Source organism: Phycisphaerae bacterium, assembly GCA_018003015.1.
Lineage (GTDB): Bacteria > Planctomycetota > Phycisphaerae > UBA1845 > PWPN01 > JAGNEZ01.
The window spans coordinates 24874-48642 of the sequence record JAGNEZ010000026.1; the positions used below are offsets into that span (position 1 = coordinate 24874).

Annotated in this window: 16 protein-coding genes; 7 read left to right on the top strand and 9 right to left on the bottom strand. The window is 65.2% G+C overall.

Translation table 11 applies throughout. The features are described 5' to 3' along the window. Positions 1-10 precede the first annotated feature (10 nt). The 8 genes from KA354_12940 to KA354_12975 form a co-directional block, all read right to left on the bottom strand. Positions 11-1261 (bottom strand): glycosyltransferase, encoded by a 1251-nt coding sequence (locus tag KA354_12940; GenBank protein ID MBP7935545.1) that lies wholly within the window; start codon positions 1259-1261, stop codon positions 11-13. Further along, the gene (locus tag KA354_12945) at positions 1261-2514 is read right to left on the bottom strand and encodes a glycosyltransferase family 1 protein (GenBank protein MBP7935546.1); all 1254 of its coding nucleotides are present in this window, start codon (positions 2512-2514) and stop codon (positions 1261-1263) included. Before KA354_12945 ends, KA354_12940 begins: the two co-directional genes overlap by 1 nt. Positions 2515-2703: 189 nt before the next feature. Further along, positions 2704-3999 (bottom strand): glycosyltransferase, encoded by a 1296-nt coding sequence (locus KA354_12950; GenBank protein ID MBP7935547.1) that lies wholly within the window; start codon positions 3997-3999, stop codon positions 2704-2706. Between the two features lie 19 nt (positions 4000-4018). Continuing rightward, on the bottom strand, positions 4019-5296 hold the full coding sequence (locus KA354_12955; GenBank protein MBP7935548.1) for a glycosyltransferase: 1278 nt from the start codon (positions 5294-5296) through the stop codon (positions 4019-4021). A 101-nt stretch (positions 5297-5397) separates the two neighbouring features. Further along, positions 5398-6771, bottom strand: coding sequence for a hypothetical protein (locus tag KA354_12960; protein ID MBP7935549.1), 1374 nt, complete (start codon positions 6769-6771; stop codon positions 5398-5400). A 21-nt stretch (positions 6772-6792) separates the two neighbouring features. Continuing rightward, positions 6793-7710, bottom strand: a complete 918-nt coding sequence (locus tag KA354_12965) for a sulfotransferase (protein ID MBP7935550.1) — start codon at positions 7708-7710, stop codon at positions 6793-6795. Between the two features lie 686 nt (positions 7711-8396). After that, positions 8397-10313 carry a selenocysteine-specific translation elongation factor gene (gene selB, locus KA354_12970; GenBank protein MBP7935551.1) on the bottom strand — a complete coding sequence of 639 codons (1917 nt, stop codon included), beginning with the start codon at positions 10311-10313 and terminating at the stop codon, positions 8397-8399. A 9-nt stretch (positions 10314-10322) separates the two neighbouring features. Beyond that, positions 10323-11732 (bottom strand): L-seryl-tRNA(Sec) selenium transferase, encoded by a 1410-nt coding sequence (locus KA354_12975; protein MBP7935552.1) that lies wholly within the window; start codon positions 11730-11732, stop codon positions 10323-10325. 308 nt (positions 11733-12040) lie between these two features. Here KA354_12975 and KA354_12980 point away from each other — a divergent pair, with 308 nt between their 5' ends. From KA354_12980 to KA354_13010, 7 genes are all read left to right on the top strand, one after another. Further along, a complete protein-coding gene (locus tag KA354_12980) occupies positions 12041-13330 on the top strand; it encodes a hypothetical protein (protein ID MBP7935553.1) in 1290 nt (429 codons plus the stop codon). A 420-nt stretch (positions 13331-13750) separates the two neighbouring features. Continuing rightward, on the top strand, positions 13751-15937 hold the full coding sequence (locus KA354_12985) for a hypothetical protein (GenBank protein ID MBP7935554.1): 2187 nt from the start codon (positions 13751-13753) through the stop codon (positions 15935-15937). Between the two features lie 273 nt (positions 15938-16210). Beyond that, a complete protein-coding gene (locus KA354_12990; GenBank protein MBP7935555.1) occupies positions 16211-17017 on the top strand; it encodes a class I SAM-dependent methyltransferase in 807 nt (268 codons plus the stop codon). Positions 17018-17085: 68 nt separating this feature from the next. Then, positions 17086-18294 (top strand): 2-hydroxyacyl-CoA dehydratase, encoded by a 1209-nt coding sequence (locus KA354_12995; GenBank protein ID MBP7935556.1) that lies wholly within the window; start codon positions 17086-17088, stop codon positions 18292-18294. Further along, complete coding sequence (locus KA354_13000; protein ID MBP7935557.1) at positions 18291-19280, top strand: 2-hydroxyacyl-CoA dehydratase; 990 nt, start codon at positions 18291-18293, stop codon at positions 19278-19280. Before KA354_12995 ends, KA354_13000 begins: the two co-directional genes overlap by 4 nt. After that, positions 19277-20653 carry a 2-hydroxyacyl-CoA dehydratase gene (locus KA354_13005; GenBank protein ID MBP7935558.1) on the top strand — a complete coding sequence of 459 codons (1377 nt, stop codon included), beginning with the start codon at positions 19277-19279 and terminating at the stop codon, positions 20651-20653. The genes KA354_13000 and KA354_13005 overlap by 4 nt, the downstream gene beginning before the upstream one ends. After that, a complete protein-coding gene (locus KA354_13010; GenBank protein MBP7935559.1) occupies positions 20650-21462 on the top strand; it encodes a 2-hydroxyglutaryl-CoA dehydratase in 813 nt (270 codons plus the stop codon). The genes KA354_13005 and KA354_13010 overlap by 4 nt, the downstream gene beginning before the upstream one ends. A 24-nt stretch (positions 21463-21486) precedes the next feature. Here KA354_13010 and KA354_13015 read toward each other — a convergent pair whose 3' ends face one another. Further along, positions 21487-23538 carry a S46 family peptidase gene (locus KA354_13015; GenBank protein ID MBP7935560.1) on the bottom strand — a complete coding sequence of 684 codons (2052 nt, stop codon included), beginning with the start codon at positions 23536-23538 and terminating at the stop codon, positions 21487-21489. Positions 23539-23769: the final 231 nt, after the last annotated feature.

Genomic DNA, 23769 nt, shown 5'->3' on the forward strand with positions numbered 1-23769 from the left:
CGTTCGCTACTCATGACTGATCTTGCAGCTCTTCGATCGCCCTGCACGCTGGTTCCGCCGGATTCACGTGGCGCAGCCGTTCGGCGCACTCCTTGCATCGGGCAGCCACTTCGGGAGACTCCAGCAGGGTGTGGAGCCGCTCGGCCAGGAGCGGGGCCTGATACTCCTCCCTGCGGATCGTCAGCAGGGTGCCCAGCCTCTTGAATCGGGCGGCGTTGTCCGGTTGATCCAGGCCGAAGGGGATCGCCAACTGGGGCACGCCCGCGGCCAGGGCCAGCGAGCCGGTGCCGATTCCACCGTGGTGGACGATCGCCGCAGCCCTCGGCAATGCCGCCTTGAACGGCAGGAACTCGAAATGCCGCACGCCGTTGGGCAGTGTCTCGGGCAGGAACTGTCGATAGGGCGTCAACAGGATGCCTCGCCGGCCAAGGATGCGGCAGGCTTCGGCTGATGCCTGCAGGAACCACTGCACGTCGTGGAGCGGGGATCCGGATGAGAAGATGATCGGCGGAGTGCCTTCACTCAGGAACGCCTCGGCGTCGGGGGGCATCGAAATGGCCTCGGCCCCGTCGTACATGGGAAACCCCGTCAGCAGGACCTGGGCCGGCCAGTCTGGCTGCGGTGGGGCGAACCAATCGGGGAACAGACCGATCACCCGTTGCGGCGAGTTGTACCACTCCTTGAGAATCCGGCGAACGGGGGGCAGTCCCAACTCGGCGCGGAATGCATTGATCGGAGGGCCGATGACGCGGTCTACCAGGGCGTCCACGATGCGGTAGGTCACCGGCCGCAGAAATCGGGGGATCAGGTGAAAACGGGGCAGGGCGGACATCACCGGAGGCTGATGAATGCTCCGGAGCATGAGCGGGTAGACGTGAACCGTCGCCAGGGGCACGCCGAGCTCGTCGTGGGCGATGCGCGCCCCGAAGGCTCCGGGGCAGGCGGCGACCACCGTCTCGCCGGGCACGTAGCAGTCGCGAATGCAGGCGTACCAGCGCGGCAGCGTTTTGGGCAGGATTTCCCGGGCCAGGATCTCGAAACTGGCGGCTGCGTTTTTGAGCTGCGGATTCGGAGTGTCCGAGCCGGTGGCAAACTGGATGCCGAGTGGCTCGAAGTCGAGTCCTGCCCGACGGGCGTGCCGGTCGTAGCGGTCTTCGGTGAAGAGTGTCACCTTGTGACCGCGAGCCTTGAGCGCCCGTCCCAGCCAGACGAAGGGGTACACGTCCCCGTCGGTGCCGAAAGGTATCAGCAGAACATGCATCAGCGATCCGCTCCCGCAAGATGCTCGACGGCCGCACAGGCCTGACTCAGAGGATCTGTAAGCCGGAGTCTGCTCGCCAGCTCGCGGCACTGAGCGAGAACAGTCGGCCTGTCGATCAACTCAGCCAGCAACCGGGCGGCCGCCTCGGCGGTGTATTCATCAGGATGCAGGCTCCGACCGACACCGAGATGTTCGAGCCGGGCGGCGTTATCGGGCTGGTCAAGACCCAGGGGGGTGATCAACTGGGGAATCCCGGCGGCCATGGCCTGTGACAGGGTACCGATTCCCCCGTGATGGACCATGGCAGCGCATCGTGGCAGGAGCCGGCGGTACGGGAGATAGTCGAAGTGGCGGACGTTGTCCGGCAGGTTGGGGGGAACATGATCGCGGAACCGGGTCATCAGGATGCCTCTTCGGCCGAGCATCCGGCACGCGTCCATCGAAGCGGCGAAGAAACCCGGCCAGTCGCCGACATTGGAGCCGGTACTGAAGACCAGGGGCGGATCGCCGGCTGCAAGGAAGGTCTCGGCCTCCGGGGGCGTGGGTTGGTGATCACCGGCGTCGTACAGCGGAAACGTGGTCATCAGGGTCTGGGGAGGCCAGTCCGGCTGGGGGGGGGCGAACCAATCAGGGAACATGGCGATGATCCGTCGGGGGGAGTTCCACCAGTCGGCCATGATTCGTCGGACGGGGGCCAGGCCCAGCTCGGCCCGGAAGCTGTTGATTCCGGGGCCGAGTTTCCGATCCAGAACGGTGTCGAGCAGCCGGAACGTCAAGGGTCGAATGAAGCGCGGGATCTTCCTGAGTCGTGGCAGCGCCGGGATGACCGGGGGGGCGTGGGATGAACGAAGCATGAGCGGCTGAAGGTGGATGCTGGCCAGGGGGACGCCGAGTTTCTCCTGGGCGACTCGGGCTCCAAAAACCAGCGGGCAAGCGACGACCACCGTCTGGCCGGGCTGGTAGCGATCGGCAATCGACTTGAAGGTGGGGCGGAGCATGGCCGGGACGACGACGCCCGCGAAGAATGCGAAGCTGGCCTTCTCGTCGCCGCAGTGCGGATTGTTGAAGGCATCGAGGTACTCCTGGCGGCTGCCCAGTGGGGCGAACCCGAGGCCGGCACCGCGGACCCGTTGCTCGAAGAACTCGCTGACGATGACGGTGACTCGGTGGCCGCGGTCGCGCAAGGCGCGGCCCAGCCCCACATAGGGCAGAACGTCGCCGGCGCTGCCAAAAGGCAACAGCAATACGTGCATGCGCGGTTCCCGAGCACAATGACTTATGGCCGTCTCGCCCGATCGCCCGCAGGGCCGGGGTCGGTTGATCGCCACCGACCGGGCACTTTACCACGTCGCCGGACGATTTCACACCTCGGCTTCTGTTCTGCGGATCGGCGGTGATCATGAGATCATGATGGCCAGGCGGTCGGGTTCTCGTGAATGCCGCTAAGCGACAAAAGCGGAGGGGGAACAGCCGGTTGTCACGCGTGCGGCTCCGCCGCCCAGCTGTTCGGTCAGCAGGCAAGCTTCATCCAGAGGGTCGGACATCTTGATCCTGTGAGCCAGCATGCGGCAGTTGGCGGCAGTCTCCTTGGATCCGAGGAGGCGGCGCAGCCGGTCCGCTACCTCCGCTCCGCGGTAGCGTCCGGGGTGCAGGGCGTCGCCCACGCCCAGGCGAATGAGACGAGCCGCGGTGTCGGGCTGATCGTTGCAGATCGGCATGACTAGCTGTGGGATGCCGGCGGCCATGGCTTGGGCGGCTGATCCGATGCCCCCGTGATGGACCAGGGCGGCGGCCTGCGGCAGTAGGCGGCTGAATGGGAGATAGTCGAAATGCCGGACTTCGGGAGGCAAGGACTTCGGGACCTGCTCCGGAAACCGGGTGAGCAGAAGACCGCGACGGCCAAGCAACCGGCAGGCTTCGATCGAGGCCTGGAAGAACCAGCGGACCTCTTGGATCGGCGAGCCCGGCGTAAACACGATCGGAGGGTCGCCCGCGTCGAGGAACTCGCGGACTTCGCTGGGTAAAGGTTCTATCTCGCCTCCGTCATAACGCGGGAATCCGGTGAGCCGCACCTGCCGGGGCCAGTCACGCTGCGGCGGACTGAACCACTCCGGGAACAGCCCGATGATCCGGTCAGGCGAGTCCCACCAATGAGAGACAAACCGGCGGATCGACGGCAGGTTCAGGCGAGCTCGGAACCGGTTGATGGCCGGTCTCAGCATGCGATCGAAAACCGTCAGGTCGATCAAGGTGTAGGCCACCTTGCGCCATCGCCAGGGTATCCACTGCATGACCGGGAACTCCGAGAGCACGGGCGTTCGGTACACGCTCCGCAATCCGGAAGGGACGGTGTGGATGGTGACCAGCGGCAGGCCCAGCCTCTCCTGGGCGATCCTTGCCCCGAACGCGTTCCAGCTGGCAGCCGCCACTGTCTCCCCAGGGACGTAGTGCTCGGCGACACGCTCGTAGATGGGCTCGAGGGTTAGGGGAACGACGCGCTCCGCGAAGGCCCGGAAGGCTTGCCGGTGATGCCACAGCTCGCCGTCACGGATGATGCTCCGGTACTCCTCGGCGGTGCCCAAAGGCGCGAAATCAAGCCCGGCTTGACGCACCTGCCGCTCGAAGTAGCCGCTGGTGATCGTGGTCACGCGATGGCCGCGAGCTCGAAGACGCCGGCCGAGCCCAAGATAGGGATGGACGTCACCGGCGGTCCCCAGCGTCACCAGAAGAACATGCATGGAGGGCATTCTAACTGAACTAACTGGCTCGGGCTACCCGCCGAGCCGGGCTAAGTGGAAGACCTTCGATGATCTCGCAGGTCGCCGACAGGGGGTTCGCACTTCTGAGTCTGACCGCCGCATTCCTGCATGCGTCGGCCACCGACCTGACCCCCAACAGCTTGTTGAGACAGCGGGCGACCACCGTGGCCTGGTAGTCCCTGGGCTTGATGGCCAGGGCCACTCCGAGACGCAGCAGGCGGGCGGCGTTGTCCGGCTGGTCGTTGGTGAAGGGCATGACCAGCTGAGGAATGCCGGCCGCCAAACCCTGGGCCAGCGTGCCGATTCCGGCATGATGGACCAATGCAGCAGATTTGCCTAGAATAAAGCTAAACGGTATGTAGTCGAAATGCCGAACCGTGGCCGGCAGCGATCTGGGGACTTGCGTACGGTCCCGGGTAAGCAGAATACCCCGCCGGCCACACGCGACACAGGCCTTGACCGAGGCATCAAAGAACCAGTCCCAGTTCTGGATGGGGGAGCCGGGGGTGAAGACTATGGGCGGCTCGCCGGCGGCGAGGAACTCCTCGACGCCGGGTGGGATGGGCTCGACCTCGCCAGCGTCACACAACGGGAAACTGGTGAGCCGTGTCTGGGCGGGCCAGTCGGGTTGCGGCCGGCCGAACCAGTCGGGGAACAGGCCGATCACCCGCTGCGGCGAGTTCCACCACACGCCCAGGATTCGCCTGACGGGGGGCAGACCGAGCTTCGAGCGGAAGGCGTTGATTGGCGGGCCCAGGAGCCGATCCGCCACCAGGGCATCGGCCAGATCGAAAACGGCTCGCTTCCAGAGTCTGGGCATCCACGGCCGTACTGGCAGACCTGAGACCAGCGGGGACTCGTATTCGCTTCGGAACATCTCCGGCTGCAGGTGGACGGTGGCCAACGGAATGCCCAGTTTGTCGTGTGCGATTCTGGCCGCAAAGCCAAATCCGCAGGCGGCGATGACCGTATCGTTGGGTACGTATCGCTCGACAATGGCCTCGTAGGTGGGAGGCAGCATCTGGGGAACCACACGTTGTGCAACGACTTTGAAGTACCGCTTGGGATGCCAGATGTTCGGGTCGTTGATGACCGCCTGATATTCCTTTTCCGTGCCGAGACCGCAGAAATCGAGACCTATGCGTCGCACCAAAGCCTCGAAGTAGCCGCTGGTGATGATCGTGACCCGGTGACCGCGAGCCTTGAGCCCGCGTCCCAGCCAGATGTGAGGGTACACATCCCCCGGAGTCCCCACCGGTACCAAGATGACGTGCATGAGCGCTTCCCAAAGAGCCGAGGGCGGAGTTCCCTGACGAGCGTGCGTCCCTCATGATGCATGCGGGCCCCGCCGCCGACACAACGCCCTGATATACAGGATCATGAAGCGTCCAGCAATGCCGCCGCAAAGTCGTCCATGAGGCGGTTCATGGATGCAGGCGTGATCCGCGACTCCAGGAAGGTCGAGGTCACGTGGAGCTGGCCATGGATCAGGTTGAGGTCGATCGCGAATCCTGACAGGGGAGGCGGAATACCCAGTCCATAGGTATGGGCCTTGTTGGCGCCGCAGAACGTCGGGAGCAGCGTGGGGGCGTCCGCGGAGAAGCCTACCTGCAGCGATGGAGGCGTACCGAAGGCTACTGGGAGGGCGGATTCCCGCTCCGGGTTCATGTTCTGATACATGGCCTCGGTCAGGACGGCTGGTGGGAGCCTGGAGATCAGCTTCACGAGAGCCAAGTGGCGTCGGATTCCGTCGCCGGACACGATCTGCTCGGTTTGATGGCGCAGAAGGGCCGCCACCGCCTTGCGGTCCTCGACCATCCTGGCTGGAACACGCAACAGGAGGCCGCTGAAGAGGTTGTGGCAGACGGGCGATCGCTGACGGCGTTTGCGGTGGTCGAGCACGTTGAGCGTGGAGTAGGTGGCGCCCGGGGGAGGCGGCGAGGGCATGGCCCGGTGCATGGCCCGCAGCGCACTGGCCCGCACGAAGTCGCCGTACTGGGCGAAACCGCAGACACGCAAGGCGGCTTGCTGCGTCTGCCGGGTTTGCTCGGCGGAGAAGAACCGTCTGATGTGGCGGATACGCCCGATGGGCCGTCGCACCCGTCCGGCGGGAAGCCACTGGTCATGGCTCGGGATCCCCTTGGACCTGGTGCGGTCTTTGGCCAAGAGTCTGACCTGACCGAGAAGGGTAGGGATTGCGATAAGGGCCTCGAAATCGCGTCGCTCGTCGTCGCCGGAAGGCCGGATACTGGCCAGGTCGGGTTTCTCACGGTAGATCCGGTCGATGTCCTCGGCGAGGAGAATCATCCCGCGGACGTCCATGAACGCGTGAGGCCAGCGAATCACGACCCGGTCGCCATCCGGCAGCCCGCGAAAGACGTGGAACTGCACGGGTGGCAGGGTAATCAGGTCCATGGGTTCGTGGAGCAGGTCCTCGCCCTGGCGGATCCATTCCTGTTCGGTGGGTGGATCGAGAGAATGGACGCGGACCACGCGGTCCAGGTCTGGCGGTGCAGCCTCCAGCCGCCAGCGCGGCGTTCCGGTAACGGGGTGGCGGTCCAGCCGGGAGCCCACGGCGGGATACAGGCGGTAAATGGCCAGCAGCGTGCGTTTGAGTCCCTCCGCATCGATGGGCCCGATCATGTCCAGATGGACCTGGATGTGGATGCCCGGCAGCCCCAGGCGTCTCAACGCCCGGTCGTAGGCGAAGAACACGCGGTCCTGGGGGTTGAGTTCCGCGAAGCGGGCCATCGGGGTCTCAGCAGGCCTCCATTATTGCGGGGCGGCGGTTAGAGGCTGAAGCGGGTTGCGAGATTGCGTTCCCTCGGCCGCAGGTCGATCTTCGGGGCACTCGATGGTGTAGCCGGTCTCGGCGGCCTGGGTGCCGCAGAGCGCCCTGATCGCCCGCTGGTGGTCGTGGGAGAGGTTCTTACCCCGCCCGACCGAGCTGGTATCCACCGGCTTGGGAGCCTTGAACAGCACTTCCGGCGCGCCGATACCGCCGAAGCCCGGAGGCATGTGCTTGTGGTCTATCATCCGTTCGTGATAGGGCATGCCGACGCTTTCACAGATCCGCATCATCGCCGAGGCAGGATCCTGGACCAGGTCTTCGTAGCGAACGATGAACAGCCTGCGGTCCCTGGCCCAGTCCATGAAGTGAGCCCAGTTCCGGGCGGCCCAGCGCACGATGTGTTCGTCGTCGGTGAAGCGTGGTACGGATGGCCACATCAGGCGGATCAGCACGCCGGTGTAGCCGAAGAACAGCTTGTTCAGCAGTTTCAGCGTGGAGGCGATCGTGTCGCACGGATGCCGGGTGATGGCGATGATCGGGTGCCCGGCGGCGGCGAATCCGTCCAGGAGCTCAAAGTTGGCCCAGGGCTTGTTCAGCTCCAGCTCGTGGAAGCACTCTTTCATGACCAGATAGTTCATCTGGTTGGCCCGGGCCAGGTCCTTCAAATAGGTGAAGTACTCATCGTAGTTGCGCACCCGAGGCATGGGGACACGGACCATGCCGGCCCGTTTCAACAGCGACCTGAACCAGTACTTCAGCGCCCAGTGGGGAAGGAGGTCGTCGAGGTGAAAAGGCTCGCTCAGGGACAAAACCTTGTCGCCGCCGCCCATGAGCTTGGCCAGCAGCGTGGTGCCTGTCCGTGGCGGACCGACGATGAAGATCGGCTTGACGTCCGGCATCATAGTATCTACGCGGTCAGCAGCCTCTAAAACCGCAGCTTAACTGGCCCGGGTGCCATCGTCAATCGGTTGTCGGCGGCCGGACCACAGCTGATGTGAAATCTCGGGCTGCCCCGTGCCCGGCTCTCGAGGAGTCCCTTCCTGGTCGACCGGGTCTTCGCGGCAGGGGTCGTCCCGATATCTTGCCTCTGCAGCCGAGGGAAAAACCTGGAGTTGCCGCCCTGAAACAGCGGCGTTCGCGTTGATGATGCCTAGTCGTGGATCCTGGCCGCAGATCCTGCCGCGACGAGCGGAGTGTCGGCCAGGGACGGGCGGCGGCTCTGCTGTCGCCGCGCATCTTGCGTGACCGGCTTCTCGACGCACTCGTCTTCAGAAACATGCGGACAAGGGGCCAAGCAGTGCCAGACTGACGATTCCCACCGCGGTCAGGGCGATCGCCAGGATCGCCGGCCACTTGTCCAGGTCCCTGGCGAGTCCCAGCGTCCCGAGGATCAGCGCAATCGGAAGGGTGACGATGGTGAGGCATCCTCCAAGGATGCCGCGTGGGTCACCTCAGCCAGGCTTGAGGAAATGCTGGGCGAACAACGCAACGACGCCGATGCACGAGAAGACGATTGCCCTCTTGCCAAATCGAGCTTTCATGGCTTCGTGTTACTCCATTCTGCCCCAAGACGCCGCACGCGGCCTCAACCGCTCACTCCGACGCGAAGGTAGCGTGTGTTGTTCACCCGCCGGGTAAGCCCGGTGCGGTCAAAGTAGTCCAAGAGCGGGAGAGCGAACTTGCGGGTCGTATCCAGCAAGTACTTGAACCTGACGCTTTCCAGACGCCCCTGGTCGCGGATGAAGTCTACCAGAAGCTGGCGGGCCTTCGCCACGGCTTGGTGATGGAAGACCATGTCCGGACCGACGCGGGTGAGCCGGTTCTGCTGCAGCAGAATCCTGATGGCCGGCGCCACCTGGTCGATGGCCGCGCCGGTGAGCCTCGCCAGTTCCTCGGGCTCGGGAGGGCTGAAGAGACGTTCGAGGAACAGCGTCTCGATCTGTTCGATGAGTCGCCGCTGATCGTCGGTGAACTGTTCGCGGTGGCCGGCCAGAGCCAGGCTCTGGCTGCGCCGGACAAGAGTACCGGACGCGAGAGACAGCTCGACGATGTCCTTGAACAACTCCCTGGACCATCCGGTCAGGCCGTGCAGCTCATCGGCATCGGGCCCCGGTCGTTCGGGTGCACGCCGGTGAAAGTCTTCGAGCAGGCTCGCCAGCCGCCGGCTCAATTCGGCGGTCGTGTGGCGATGTGCGTATCGCCCGGAGGTCAGCCTGAGGACGCTCCCCCCCTTCGCGAGATCGGCGAGGATGGCCTGCAGCCGGGAAAGCGGCACCTTGGCCCGGCGGGCAAGCTCGGCCTCGGTGGCCGAATGATCGGTGGCTCGTCTGATACAGTATTCAACAAAGCGATTCCCGTCGCCGACCGCCTGAGCGCGTTCGGCCAGATCCTGGAGGAGCTCCGGCCGGCCTCGCCTGGCTCGTTGGGAGACGCCCTCAATGATCGTTCCACCGCCGATCGTCTGGACCGGCGACAAGGACCGGAGGATGAACCGATCGCCGGGGGCGGCCACCAGCGGTCGAGATGACCGGACCTGGACCAGCCCCTGTTCCCCGGACTTCATCCGCTCGGAATCCAGAAGGTAGACGGTGGCCATGACCTCGGAGGTTCCGGTGTGCAGCTTGACCTGCGATGCGTTCTTGAGCTGGGTACGTTCGTGCGGGAGAAGCTGCAGGTGACAGAAGAACCACTGCTGGGCCTCGAAGAAACCGGGGACGGCCACGGTGCAGCCCCGGTCGATGGCGTGGTGGTCCCACTGCCGCACGTTGAGGGCGACGCACTGGCCGGCCACGGCGGCGTCTCCCGGGTGCTGGTAGACCTGGATGGCGCTGATCCGCCCGGTCAGTTCTTCGGGAAGCAGGGTGACTTCGTCTCCGATCCGGGCGGTGCCTGAAACCGGAATGCCGCTGACCACGGTGCCGAAGCCCTTGATGGAGAAGGTCCGCTCGATCGGCATTCGGAACACGCCGTCGGTGGGCTTGCGGCGAAGACGGGCCACCAGGTCCTGAAGGGCGGTGACCAGCTCGCCGAAGCCGTCGCCGTTCAGGTTGGATACGCCGACAATGGGGGCGTTCTCCAGGAAAGTGCCGCCCAGGAAATCGCGGATCTCGGACCGGACCCTTTCGGCCTGCTCACCCGGCACGCGGTCGATCTTGGTCAAGGCCACCACGCCCGCCTGAGTACCCAGCAGCGTGAGAATGTCGAAGTGCTCGCGGGTCTGGGGCATGATCCCGTCGTCGGCGGCAATGACGAAGATCACCCCATCGATTCCGCTGGCTCCGGCGACCATGGTCTTGATGAAGTGCTCATGTCCAGGGACGTCCACGATACCGACCTGCGTGCCGGCTACCGTGCAGGGGGCAAAGCCCAGCTCGATGGACATGCCCCGTTCTTTCTCCTCTTTCAGGTGATCCGTGTCGCAGCCGGTCAGGTTCTTGACCAGCGCGGTCTTGCCGTGGTCGATATGGCCGGCGGTGCCCAGCGTGATGTTGATCCGCTCCATCTGGTTACCTCAAGCCTGGCAGGCCGCGACCACGGTCTCGATGAGCGGCTGCTCGTCGTCGGCAAACAGGGTGCGGGAATCGATCAGGACCCGGCCCGCGTGGGTGCGGGCAAAGACCGGCGGTTGCCCGAGTCGCATGCGGCGGGCCAGCTCTCCGGCCTCCATTCGCACCGGGGCAATGGCCACCACCGTGGTGGCCAGCTTCTGCTCCGGCAGGGATCCGCTGCCCATCTGCGAGAAACCAGCTTCGGTCGTCACCTTCGCCTCGGACAGGCGAGCGGCCAGGGCAAGAGCAATCCGGTCGGCCTGGGCGGCGACATCAGTTGGCTCGCGCATGAGCATCGCCAGGGTCGGCACTTCACGAAAGGCACGGCACTCGTCGAGGAACAGAGCAAGCGTGGCCTCCAGGATCGCCAGGGTCACCTTGTCCACTCGGACGGCTCGGGCCAGAGGGTTCTTGCGTACCTGGGTAATGAGCTTCGCCTGGCCCAGGATGATCCCGCCCTGGGAGGCGCCGATCAGCTTGTCGGCGCTGCAAGTGATGATGTCCGCCCCGGTGGCGACGGAGTCGGCCAATCTGGGCTCGGGCTCGAAACCGAATCGGGCGAAGTCGATCAACGCCCCCGCGCCCAGGTCATCGATCAGCGCCAGTCCGTGGTCGTGGGCGATTCGCTCCAGATCCGCCAGCGGAACCTCGGCGGTGAAACCCTGGATGCGGTAGTTGCTCGGATGCACCCGCATGATGGCCACGGTTTCGGGCGTGATCGCGCTCTCGTAGTCGCGGGCGTGTGTCTTGTTCGTCGTTCCGACTTCGACGAGCCTGGCCCCGCTGGCGGCCATGACATCGGGCAGGCGAAACGAGCCTCCGATCTCGACGAGTTGCCCGCGAGAGACGATCACTTCGCGGCCCTTGGCGAGCGTACTAAGCACGATCATCGTGGCGGCCGCGTTGTTGTTGACTACGGTGGCCGCTTCGGCTCCGGTGAGTCGCTGGAGGAGCCATTCGATGCGCTCGTCTCGCCGCGACCGCTGGCCGGTCTCGGTGTCGATTTGCAGGACCGAATAGCCCTGCAACTCGCGTCCCACCTGGTCGAGGGCTGCCTTGGCCAGTACGGCGCGTCCCAGCCCAGTGTGCAGAATGATCCCCGTCGCATTGATCGCACGGCGGTAGTGGGGGCCGGTTGCAGTGCGGGCCATCTCCAGGACGCGGGCGATGACGCTGCCGCGGATGGCGTCAGAGGCAGTGCCACATTGGGTGCCGGCCAGGAGTCGTTGCCTGGCCTCGCTGACCGCGACGCGAACGGCCTCGACCACGATCTGGCGAGGCAGCCGGGCCAGGCAGTCCTGCAGCTCGGTTTCCTGGAGGAGAGCATCAACCGAGGGCAGGGAACGCAGTGTATCTTGGCGCGAAGCCGGCATGGTTCTGCTCTCCGTTCAGCCGAGAGGCCCGGTCAGCACGAGCGACGAGCGGTCCGGCTCCTCAGGCAGGGGCGGGATGTTGACGCCCGGGCGCTCGCCGGCTGGGTCCTCACGCTCGGAAGCGGCCTGCCTCTGATTCTACAAGCCGGAGGAGGGGAATGCGACAGGCACGCGCTTCGCAGGAATCCGGATCTCCGTTTCGCAGGGTCGCCGCTCGATTGACCTTGGTCTCACGGGCCGGTAGGATGGCAATGGGTTCCCTTGCTCCCGGCCGTACCGTAAGAGTCGTCCTTAGCTGGAGAATGCACGTGAGGCCCATCCGCCGAGTGCTGATCACGGTAGGGTTTCTGGCCGCGACCTTCTCTCCCGTATGGGCTCAGGAGTGGGTCCCGCTGGAGAAGAAAGAGGTCAAGGAGCGGCGTTCGCTGCTCGGTGGGGGGAGTCAGTGGCTGGGCAAGACGAGCGGCAAACCGGCTCGACTCAAGGGCCTGCCTGAGGAAATGGGCACGAAGCTGAGCTACTTCTCCGCCAGGATCGGCGGCAAGCAGACTTGGCTGGTGATCGGAACGCCGCCGGCCGGCTCCAAGCCCAGGACTTCGCCCAGGTTCATCGCCGACACGAACCAGAACGGCGACCTGTCCGACGAGAAGATCGTCGCCGGACGCAAGAAGCGCGAGGGCGGGTGGCTGTTCGGGCGGACGGTGGACCACTACGGACCGCTGACGTTCAAGCCGGCCGATGACGCGGACTCGGCGGATGTAGAGCTGACCTTCCAGTACTACGGTGCAGACGGGCTGGCGGCCTCTCCAGCTTTCGAACGCGCGGGCGACATCACCGTCGACGGCCAGGAGTATCATCTCATCCTCTCCGACGGCAATGCGGACGGCCGGTTTGACGGCTTCTACGGGCCGTCCAAGAAGCAGAGCCAGGAGGAAGAGGCTGATTCGAAATGGACGGTGTTTTCCGAGTTTGACGCCATTTCGATCACGCTGAAGGACGCCAAACCCGCGGCGGAAGACGCCGTGATCTACCGCTTCTGGGATACGCCGCCCTTGACCAAGACTCTGCGTCTCAAGGACGTCTACTACCAGGTGGGGGTCAAGCCGGACGGCTCAGCGATTCGCCTCGCCAAGACGGAGTTGCCGGTGGGCACGCTGGACGTGGGGTGCGCCGATGCCTACCTCACGCTCTTCTCCGAGTGCGGTCTCCAGGAGCTGCAGGGCTCCGGCGGAAAATGGAGGCTGCCTGCGGGCAGGTACGTCTGCTGGTCGCTGGGCCTTCGGCTGACGGACGAGGCCAACGTCGTCTGGACGCTGCAGGGCTCAGGGGATATGGGCAAACTCGGTGAAATCGTCATCGAGCCCGACAAGACAGTCGCCCTCAAGATGGGGCCACCGCTGAAGGTCAAGACCGAAGCTCGGCAGATCAGCGGGTTGTTCAGCAGGAATCGCTACGTGAGCATGGGGCTCACCGGTCAGGCCGGCGAGAGCTACAGTCACGGAGCCTACAAGAACAGGTGGCGCCTGCCGCCTCCCAAGCTGAAGATCCTGGACCAGAGCGGCCAAGTCATGGCCAACGGCCAGTTCGAGTATGGCTGAGGTGGTACCTGCCAGTACTCGTGGCGAGTACCCAAGAGCTTCAAAGGCAAGTTCCGCGTCGAAGTGGCCCCCAATCTGGGCCCGTTCAAGGTTGACGTCGCCAGCAACAGCGATGAGTGGCACGCGGTGAGCAAGTGAGCGCCCGGCCGAGCCTCTCGGGGTCCGCGCGTTCTTGTCAGGCGGTGGGGCGTTGTCCTCGGTGTCTCTGCCGGGAAGGCTGGCTGTTGCCGGTGTTTTGCGTCCCCCGATGCTGAAAGGCCCGGTCAGTGGTCGGTGACCGGGGTTCGGGGTTCGGTGATGTGCCTTTGCGTCACTCATGTCGGGGAGACGAAGCGTCGGTCGACGGAGCTTGCTTCACCCGGGGAATGGGCGACCCTGAGACGCACATCTGGCGATGGCCATCGCCGGTTCGCTGGCGCCATGGTTGCAGCCGCCCTGCTCCCGATCCTTCTCTGCCCGGTAATCGCTCGAGCGTTGGCCAGCGAGAGGAAGCTCGTCCTGGCCTGCAGAGTGGACAACGACCTGTGCCAGGTTCTGGAGGCCTCGGGCATCACCTGCCCGCGCTACGATGCCGCCGGACGGGCCGTCGGCGAAGCCCCCTCGGGCGCGACGGTGATGATCCTGGCGGACGGCTACCCCGAGCAGACGACCGAACTTGGCCCAGCTTTACTGGAGAAGGCTGCCGCCAAGGACATCCGCCTGTATGTCGAGTATCCAAGGGCCGTTCCGGGTCTCGAGGTCGGCCCGCCGCGAGAGACGCAGTGGGAACGCGTGGTCGTCTCGACCGACGTGTTCGGCCCGGCCCTGCCACGGCTGCGCATTCTCATGGTACACGGTTGCCGTTTCATTCCCACGACGAGCGTGGACTCCCTGCTCGTGGCCGGTCGCGTCGCGGGTTTCGACCAGGCGGTGTTCGGACTGCCCAGCCAACTGTCTCCCATCCTGTTCGAACTGCCGCAACGGCGTCTGGTTGTCGCGACCACCAAGTTGAGCGCCTTCTTGACCGGTCGCTATGCCCCGGCGAGCGACTGGCAGGTCTTCTGGCAGCAGATGCTCGGGCGACTCACCGATCGCCAAGCCATCCCGCTCCGGGTGACGCCGATCGTGACCCCCGCGTACGGTCCGGCCGATCCGCTTCCCGCCGACGTCGAGAGACGCAGCCTTGCAGCCTTCACCCGGTGGGCGGTTGACGCTCGGCTGCTCGTGCACTCATCCCGCCAGGCCGAGATCCACCGGCTTCTGACCGCCAATGTGGAAGCGGCCGCGGCCCCCGGGCCTGGCGCTCCCAGCGGTGACGGTAGTCTTGGCCTGCTCGAGGGATTCGAGTCGCTGATCGCCTGGGATGGCAGCCAGAAGCAAAGGCTTCCGCTGCGGTGTGACTGCCACGCGGAGATGGCCGCCTGCATGGCCCTGGACTGGGCTGTGAACCACAATGCCGGCAGTCGCAGGATCGCCGAGAACCTGCTGGACTTCGTCTTCTTCAAGTCGGAGGCCATGCGCGGCCCACGCGGCGATCCAACTCATCCGGCATTCGGCCATGTGGCTTGGGGATTGATCGCCCCGGCCTGGCAGATCGCCCATTACGGCGACGACAACGCCCGGGTCGTGGAGGGCGCGATCGTGGCCGCCGCCTGCCTGAAGTCGGATCGCTGGGATGAGCCGATTCTTCGAGCCTTGTTGGCCAACCTGCGAACCACCGGGAGACTCGGCTTCCGGGGCGAGCGGATCGACATCGCCCCCCTCGAGCGACGCGGCTGGAGACCCTACCATGATGCCGACACAGTCGATCTCTGCGCCCACTACGAGGCGGCTCTGTGGGCCTGCTTTCTGTGGGCGTATCAGCACACCAATCACCTGCCGTTCCTCGACAAGGCGAAAACCGGGATCCGCCGGATGATGGAAGCCTACCCCGGCCGTTGGCGATGGCAGAACAACCTGGAGCGCGTCCGCATGGTCCACTGCCTCGCGTGGCTGGTCCGCGTGGAAGACACCCCGGAACATCGAGACTGGCTCAAACGGATGTGCACCGATCTGCTCGCCTGTCAGGATCCCGCCACCGGAGCGGTCGCCGAGGTCATCGGAGCCAAAGGCTCCGCCCACTTCCTGCCGCCGACGAGCAACGAGGAGTACGGGACTCGCGAAATGCCCATCATTCAGGACAGCGGCGATCGGGCCAGCGACCAACTCTATGTCACCGGCTTCACGCTGCTGGTTCTGCATGAAGCGAACGCCGTTCTCGGCGATCCCGGGCTCCAGACGGCCGAAGACAGGTTGGCGGAGTATCTCTGCCGCATCCAGGTTCGCGCCGATCGGATTCCGTACCTCAACGGTGGATGGTTCCGGGCATTCTGCTTCGGGCGATGGGAGTACTGGGCAAGCTCGGGTGACGCGGGATGGGGAGCCTGGAGCATGGAGGCCGGATGGGGCCAGGCCTGGGCCGCGGCGACCATGGGCTTGAGGGCGTTGAACACAACCGTCTGGGATCTGACCGGCGACAGCAAGATCGATCGGCATCTGCCCGCCGTTCAGCAGCTCATGGCGGTGAACAAGGGCGGCCCGTGGCGATCGACGACACAGCCTGACCCTGTGTCTCGGCCCCCAGAATGAGATTGCGGCACACGCGGGTGGCGCATGGAGGCAAACGAAGAAGTGATGTCCGCGATCGTCCAGAATCGGTTCGTCTGCCGCTCTCCGTACTCCTGCCGGATGGGTGAGAGACGGGTTCGTGACAGTTTCGGCAGCCGGACTCCCTGGTCGCCTGCGCTCATCCGCGCGGTGGGTGCCCTGGAGGGCGCCCGCCCGGTCGGGTATGCGTTTCTTCCTTGTTCACGCTGACATGGTCTTGTCGTCACAGTATCATCTTTGCGAGGAGTCACGGTCATGAAGAGAGTCGAGGGTATCGATCTGGGAAGCGTTCAAGCCGTGTACACGGGCTCCGAATGGAGGCTCTGGGAACTTCTGATGGGCGAGCAGATACACATCGGTGGGCTGGTATCGTCACAGGAGTTGGCTCGAAAAGCGGGGATTGCCACAGGCATGGCCGGCACCGATCTCTGCTGCTGCACCGGGGCGGGCATGCGTTTTCTGGTCCGGTTCTGCCAGGTCCGCCGGATGGTCGGTGTCGACGCCACCGAAACGGTGGTGCGCAGGGGCGAGCAGCGATGCCGAGACGAGGGGATGGAACATCGTATCCGGTTTGTCCTGGGCGACGCCTGTGAAACGGGCCTGGAGTCGGCCAGCGTCGATTTCGTCTGGGGTGAGGATGCGTGGTGCTACGTGGCGGACAAGGCTGCGCTGTTGGCCGAGGCGGCTCGATTGGTCAAGGGGGGCGGTCTCATCGCCTTCACCGACTGGATCGAGGGTTCGCCGCCCATGTCCGACGCCGAGGCCGATCGCTTCCTGCGGTTCATGAAGTTCCCGAGTGTGCAGGATCTGGGCGGCTACCGCGGATTGCTCGAAAGCTGCGGCTGCGCGGTCGTGACGGCCGAGGACACCGGTCGCTTCGCGCCGCACGCGGAGCTGTACGTCCAGATGCTCTCCACTCAACTCCGGTACGATGCCCTGAAGATCATCGGCTTCGACTCGGCTACGATGGAGGGCCTGATGGGCGAACTCCGCTTTGTGCGTGATCTTGCCCGTACCGGCAAGATCGCCCAGGGTCTGTTCGTGGCCCGCAAAGCCCGGTGAGGGCTTCTCCGCCGGGTCCGATGCGTTGTGGTTCTTGGCGTGGGGGTTGCAGGAATAGGAGCTGAGCGGTGAGTTCACGTTGCGGGCAGAATCACGAGCCGGCCGCCGGATCCGGGGTCTGCGGATCGGCGGGCGGAGGAAGCGACCCCCGGTCCCATTTCGCGGGCATGATTCCCAACTGCCTCGCCTACGCCACGGAGGCGAAGCGGCAGGGCCGGCCGGTCGTCGGCATCATGTGCGAATACACGCCACGCGAGCTGATCATGGCGGCCGGAGCGGTGCCGGTGTGCCTGTGCGGGGGATCGGCCAAGACGATACCGGCCGCCGAGGAGCATCTGCCCGCCAATCTGTGCCCACTGATCAAGTCCACTTTCGGTTACCATGTGCAGAAGGGCAACCCCTTCCTCGAGATGGCCGATCTGGTTGTGGCGGATACGACCTGCGATGGCAAGAAGAAGATGTTCGAGCTCATGGGTGAAACCCGGCCGATGTTCATTCTCGAACTGCCCCAGAAGCCGGATCGGCCCGAGGGTCTGGCCTTCTGGCGGTCTGAACTGGTCCGCCTGAGGGACGAGCTCAGCCGGAGGTGCAAGACGGAGATCACCGACTGCCGCCTGAAGCGGGCGGTCGAGGCGATGAATGAGGAGCGATCGCTTCGTCGGCAGTTGGCGGAGCTGATGAAGCGTGAATCGCCGCCCCTGACCGGGCGGCAGCTGCTGGATTTCAAGAGCAGCATCTCGTGCGTTCCCGTCGACATCGAGCAATACAGGAAAGCGATCGAGCTGCTCGGGAACGAGGCCCCGGATTCGGCGATGAGATCCCGGGTCCGGGTGCTCATGACCGGGGTGCCCATGGCCCATGGGGCCGAGCGAGTGCTGGAGATCATTGAGAACAGCGGCGGCCTGGTGGTCGGCATGGAGAACTGTACCGGGCTCAAGCCGATCATGGAGGACGTGGAGATTGACGGCGATGTGCTCGAAGCCATCGCCAGGAAGTACTATCACCTGTCATGCTCGGTGATGACCACTAACGAGCGGAGGCTGGACCTGCTGCGGCAACTGGCGGCCGAGTATCGCCCGCAGTGCGTGGTGGAACTCATCTGGCAGGCCTGCCTGACCTACGACGTCGAATCCAACCGCGTGCGCCGGCTGGTGGAACAAGAGTTGAACCTGCCGTATCTGCGGATCGAGACGGACTACTCGCCCTCCGATTCCGCCCGGATCGCGGTTCGGGTCGAGGCCCTGTTCGAGATGGTCCGCGGCCGGGGCAAACGATGAAGACGGTATTGTCCACCTGTCCCTATGTGCCTTCGGAGTGGGTTGCCTCCCACGGTCTGCATCCGCGGCGTTTTCGGCCAGGTGACGCTCGCGCCGCCGCGGGCCTGGCCGGCGGGGCGGGGGTCTGTCCGTATGCCCGCGATGTCCTGCGAGCCATGGAGGCGGCGATTGTAACCGCGGACACCGCTGGCGTGGTCATCACCACGGTGTGTGATCAGATGCGGCGGGCGGCAGACCAGCTGTCGGGGACGGACTCCCGCCCGGTGTTTCTGATGAACGTGCCGACCACCTGGCAAACGCCTGCCGCGCACCGGATCTATGTTTCCGAACTGCGGCGTCTGGGCCGTTTCCTGGTCTCCGTGGGCGGCAGGGCGCCGGACGATCGCCAGTTGGCGAACACGATAGTAGCCTATGACCGGGCACGTTTCACGCTCAAGGAGTGTCGGCGGCGATGCTCGGGAAGCGGGTTCAGCCGGTTGTTGGCGGAGTTCGACGAGCAGGGACTGGACGTATCGTTCTCCCTTTCGGCTCCCGGACCTGCCGACGCGGTCAGGCTGGCCCTGGTTGGTGGCCCGCTCTGGGCCGAGGACGCAGAGCTGTTCGAGATCATCGAGAGTCTCGGCGGCAACGTGGTCCTCGACGCTACAACCAGCGGGGAGTTGGTCATGGCGGACGCGTATGACCGGTCCCACCTTGCGGACCGGCCGCTGGAGGAGATGGCTCGGGTGTACGGGCGCATCCCCGACGCCTTCCGTCGTCCCAACGTCGCCCTGTTCGAATGGTTGGGGCGCGAGTTGGCGGCTCGAGGCGTGCAGGGAATCGTGTTCCGCACCTGTCTGTGGTGCGACACGTGGGTGGCGGAACTGGTGCGCATCCGGGACGGGTTTGGATTGCCGGTCCTGCACCTGGATGTTGACGGAGCGAGCCCGGGTTGCCGTGCCCGGATCAGCGGCCGGCTGCAGGCGTTCATGGAAGTGCTTCGATGAGTGGCCTCGCGTCCATCACGCTCGAGCAATGGGATCGTCGCTACGAGGAACTGCGCGCGGCGGGCCTGCGGGAGCCGGAGTATGGGGGGCCGTTGCGGCGACATGTCGAGGACGGTGATCGGCGGTTGCTTCGGCTCCGGTTTGACCCGTCCCCGGCGGCGTTGCGGTTGTGGAACTTCCTGCTGACCGAGGAGGCACGGCTGCGGAAGGCTCGCCGGGACGGCAAGAAGCTGGTTGGCGTCATGAAGGATCTCGGGACGACGGCGCTGATGGCTTACTGCGTCCCTGAGCTGGTGGCCTTCTATCCCGATGGGGCCTGGTGGATCCCCTGTGTGATGGAAATGCAGGCGGGCCTGTTCTCGATCGCCGATTCGCTGGGCATCAACGACTCGTTCTGTCCGGTGCGAGCCATGCTGGGGGCGTTCGTCACTGGGGCGCACTTCCCGATCCCGGACATGCTGGTATGCAGTGCGGGGGCGACGTGCGACGACTTCTCGGCCATCGCTCAGCGGCTTGAGGGGCTGGGGCACCCCATCTTGTGGTGGGAGATCCCGCACCGGCGGAGACCGGAGTCGGGGGAAGGGCGGGTCGAGCTGCCGGGCGGTTTCGTCGCCCCGACCGAGCAGGTGGCCGTGGTCCGCGAGGAGCTCGATCGGGTGCGGGAGGGGCTGCAGAGCGTGGCCGGTTCTCGGCTCGATGATGTCCGCCTAGCCGCCGGGATTCGCAAGGCGAACCGGGTCCGGAGGCTCCTGGCCGATCTACGGCGCCAGGTCTTCACCGCCCCGCGTTGTCCGATGCCAGCCTTGGAGATGCTGGTTGCGGAGATGCTGGCCATCCATTTCTGTTCCGATTTCGACGAGAGTCTGCGAGTGCTCGCCGACCTGGATGAGGAGGTATCGGCTCGCGTGCGATCAGGTGAGGGCATTCTCCCGGCCGAAGCGGTTCGCGTGTACTGGGTGAATCCGGTGGCGGACCTGCGGGTCATGAACCTGCTCGAGTCATGCGGCGGGCGGGTATGTGGGACGGAGTACCTGTTCAGTCACGCCCTGGATCTCATTCCGGAGGATCTTGGTCCGATGGAGGCCCTGGCTCGGATGGCCCTGGCCGATCCGATGGTTGGGCCGGCTTCTGATCGGGCGGAGCGGATCTGCCGGGATGCGGTTGGTTTCGGCGCCGAGGCGGTGCTCATCTCGCGCATTCCGGGTGCCAGTCACTGTGCTCTGGAAGGTGAGGTGATAGCCGAGGGTGTACGGCGGCTGGGGCTTCCGGTGGCGGAGATCGAGGTGCCGTCGCTTTCGGACGCCTGTGGACCGCGGCTGGCCACTCGGCTGGGTGGCCTGATCGAGACCGCGTTGAGGAGGAGGGGCTCATGATCGTCGCGGGTATCGACGCCGGTTCTCGAACGATCAAGATCGTTCTATGGGACGGGGGCCGTGGAGCGATGGTGGGCGCGGGGGTTGCCGACCAGGGTGTCGAGCAGGACGCGTTGGCTGGCGCGTTGCTTGATCGGCTACTGGGCGAGACCGGACGGGCCCGGTCGGATCTTGGACGGGTGGTTGCCACCGGTTATGGGCGGGGCATCATGAGCATGGCCGACAGCACCGTGACGGAGATCACCTGCCACGCAGTAGGCGTGCGGCACGTGCTGCCCGGGGCGCGGACGGTGATTGACATTGGCGGGCAGGACAGCAAGCTGATACGACTGGACGGTGACGGCAGCGTGCGTGATTTCGTGATGAACGACCGATGTGCGGCCGGGTCGGGCAGGTTTTTAGAAGTTATTGCAGCTCGTTTGGGTGTTGAGTTGTCGGCCCTGGGTGCCCTGGCCCGGCAGAGCGAGCGGCCGGCGGTGATCAGCAGCATGTGTGTGGTGTTCGCCGAGACGGAGGTCATCGGTCTGTTGGCGTCGCGTACGCCGGCGGCGGATCTGGCCGCAGGGGTTCAGGTCTCGATGGCGAACCGGGTGGTGGCCATGGCTGGCCGGCATCTGGATCTGCCGATCGTGTTTACCGGCGGGGTGGCCCTGGTGCCGGGCATGTCGGACGCGTTGGCGACGGCCCTGGGGCATCCACTCCAGGTGGCTCCGGATCCGCGGATGACCGGAGCTCTGGGTGCGGCCCTGCTCGCCGCCAGCCACGCGGAGCCGGTTCGGGCGAGGGTGGCCCCGGCACCTCCCCGGTGACATCCGGCCTTCGGCTCGCCAGGGTCAGGGCCGGGTCAGCTCGTCGACCAGGGAGCCGGCGTCGTAGACACCTCTTAATGACTCTATAATGGCCCGGATGTCGACGGCCACGGCCCGGCCCTGGCGATCGTCGTAGGCGATGTCCCAGACGAGCGACTGGATATTGCCGTCGAAGATCAGGCCGACGACCTCGCCGCGGGTATTGACCACCGGGCTTCCGGAGTTGCCGCCGATGATGTCTGCCGTGAACACGAAGTTGAAGGGGGTACGAAGCCGGATCTGGTCGCGGCGGTCGAGCCACGATTTGGGGATATCGAACGGCGGCTGCGGGCCGCGTTCCTTGTACCGCTCGAACAACCCGGCTATGTCAGTATAAGGAGGTATAGTCGTGCCGCCCTGCTCATAGCCTTTGACCTGGCCGAAGGCGAGTCGGAGGGTTCCGGTTGCATCGGGGTACAGGGACTCGCCGTACAGGGCGAACTGGATGGCGGCGATCCTGGCGTAGGCATCGCGTTCGACGCCTTCGACCTCGTCCTCGAAGCGTTTGCGGAGGGTGCGGCTTTCCGGATCCATGGTGATGGCCAGGCGGATCATGGGATCGGGGCTCGCCTCGACGGCCTTCTTGCCCTCTTTGACCAGTCGTTTTCGGGTTTCGATGTCCTTGAGGGTGCAGCCTTTGACGAGCTGTTCCGCGCGAGCTGCCGGGGGCAGGCCGTCCAGGGTTCTGACCACGGCGGGGTCGTCGGCTCCGAGGGTCTCCGCCAGGAGCGACAGTCCGCTGGTCAGGGCTTCGATTTCGAGGGCCTCGTAGATGGGTGACGGCGAGTAGAGTCCGAGATACACGGATTCGAGTTCGGAGTCGCGGTATTCGCGGAGGCGGTCCGGCGACGGCTTAGGTAGTTCTTCTGACAGCCTGACAACAGTCATAGCCATACTGAAGAGGCTTGAGCCCAGCCCGCCGCCCAGGGTGCGGTGTCGCTGGAAGAAGGTGCCGTAGAGTTTCCGGGCGGTAGCCAGGCGTTCCCACGGATTGCCGTTTGCGAGGGCCGGTTGGGTGGCGGCCACGGCCTTCAGCCTGGCGTCGGCCTGTTCGCGGGCGGTCATGACAGCCGGATCGAGGAGGCCGGCGTAGATGCCGGTTCGGGCCTTGCGGCCGTTCTCGATGCCCAGGAGGGCGTCGTGCCCGATGCGGGCGTGTTCCGGGCTGCGGTTGCAGAAGACATTCATTTGGGCTTCGCGGCGCCAGAGGCGGCGGAGGCTGTCCGGCATCTCCGCATCGCGCAGGAAGCGGAGGTGGTCGGCGGTGATCAGTCGTTGGGTGTGGCCGGGATGGCCGGCGACCAGGAGGAGTTCGCCATCGCGGGAACCTTCGGTGCTCACCTGGAGATAGTGTTCGGCCTTGAGCGGCTTGTCGTTTTCATAGACGCGGAAGAAGCAGCAGTCGAGGTTGAAGCGCGGGAACTCGAAGTTGTCGACGTCGCCGCCGAAGAAGGCCGCGCTCTGCTCGGGGGCCATGACCAGGCGGACGTCGGTATACCGGCGGTACCGGTAGAGGTGGTATCGGCCGCCTTTGTAGAGGGTGACGATTTCGCTGTCGAGCCCGGTGGCGTCTTTTGATTCCTGTTCGATGCGGGTCATGGCCTTGCGGCGGGCTTCGAAGGCCTTGGCCACGGACAGGGATGGATCGGCGGCCGCGTTGACCTTATCGGTGACGTCCTCGATCGACCAAAGGAACCTGATCTCCAGGTCCTTGCACTTCAGTTCGTGGTCGCGGGTGCGGGCGATGAAGCCGGTCTTGAGGAGGTCGCGATCCGGGGTGCTGAGGTTATAGATCTGGTCGGAGCCGACGTGGTGGTTGGTGAGGATGAGCCCGTCGGCGGAGACCAGCGAGCCGGTGCCACCGCCTATCCGCACGGTTGCCTTCTGCAGGTGCTCCAGCCAGGCGGGGGTCGGCTCGAAGTTGTACTTCGAGCGGAGCGTAGCGGTCGGCGGGTTGTTCAGCAGCCACATACCCTCGTCGGCGGCCGCGGCGGAGGCGATGAGCAGCGACAGCAGGACTGGCGAGCGGACGATCATCGATCGCATGGTCAGTTCCTTGGTACCTTGGTTCTGGGATGCTGGGATGGACGCCAGCGACGTCTTGCCGTCTCACGGCGGTAGTGCGGATCATGGTCGAGAGGACGCTCGAACGCAAGGGCGGCAGGGGGAGTTGAGAACGAGGATGAAAAAAAGGGCTTGCCCGGTGCGATCGATTCCTGCTTGACGAACCTGAAGTTCTCGGTTGGGTATCGTCGTCGTCGCGAGGGG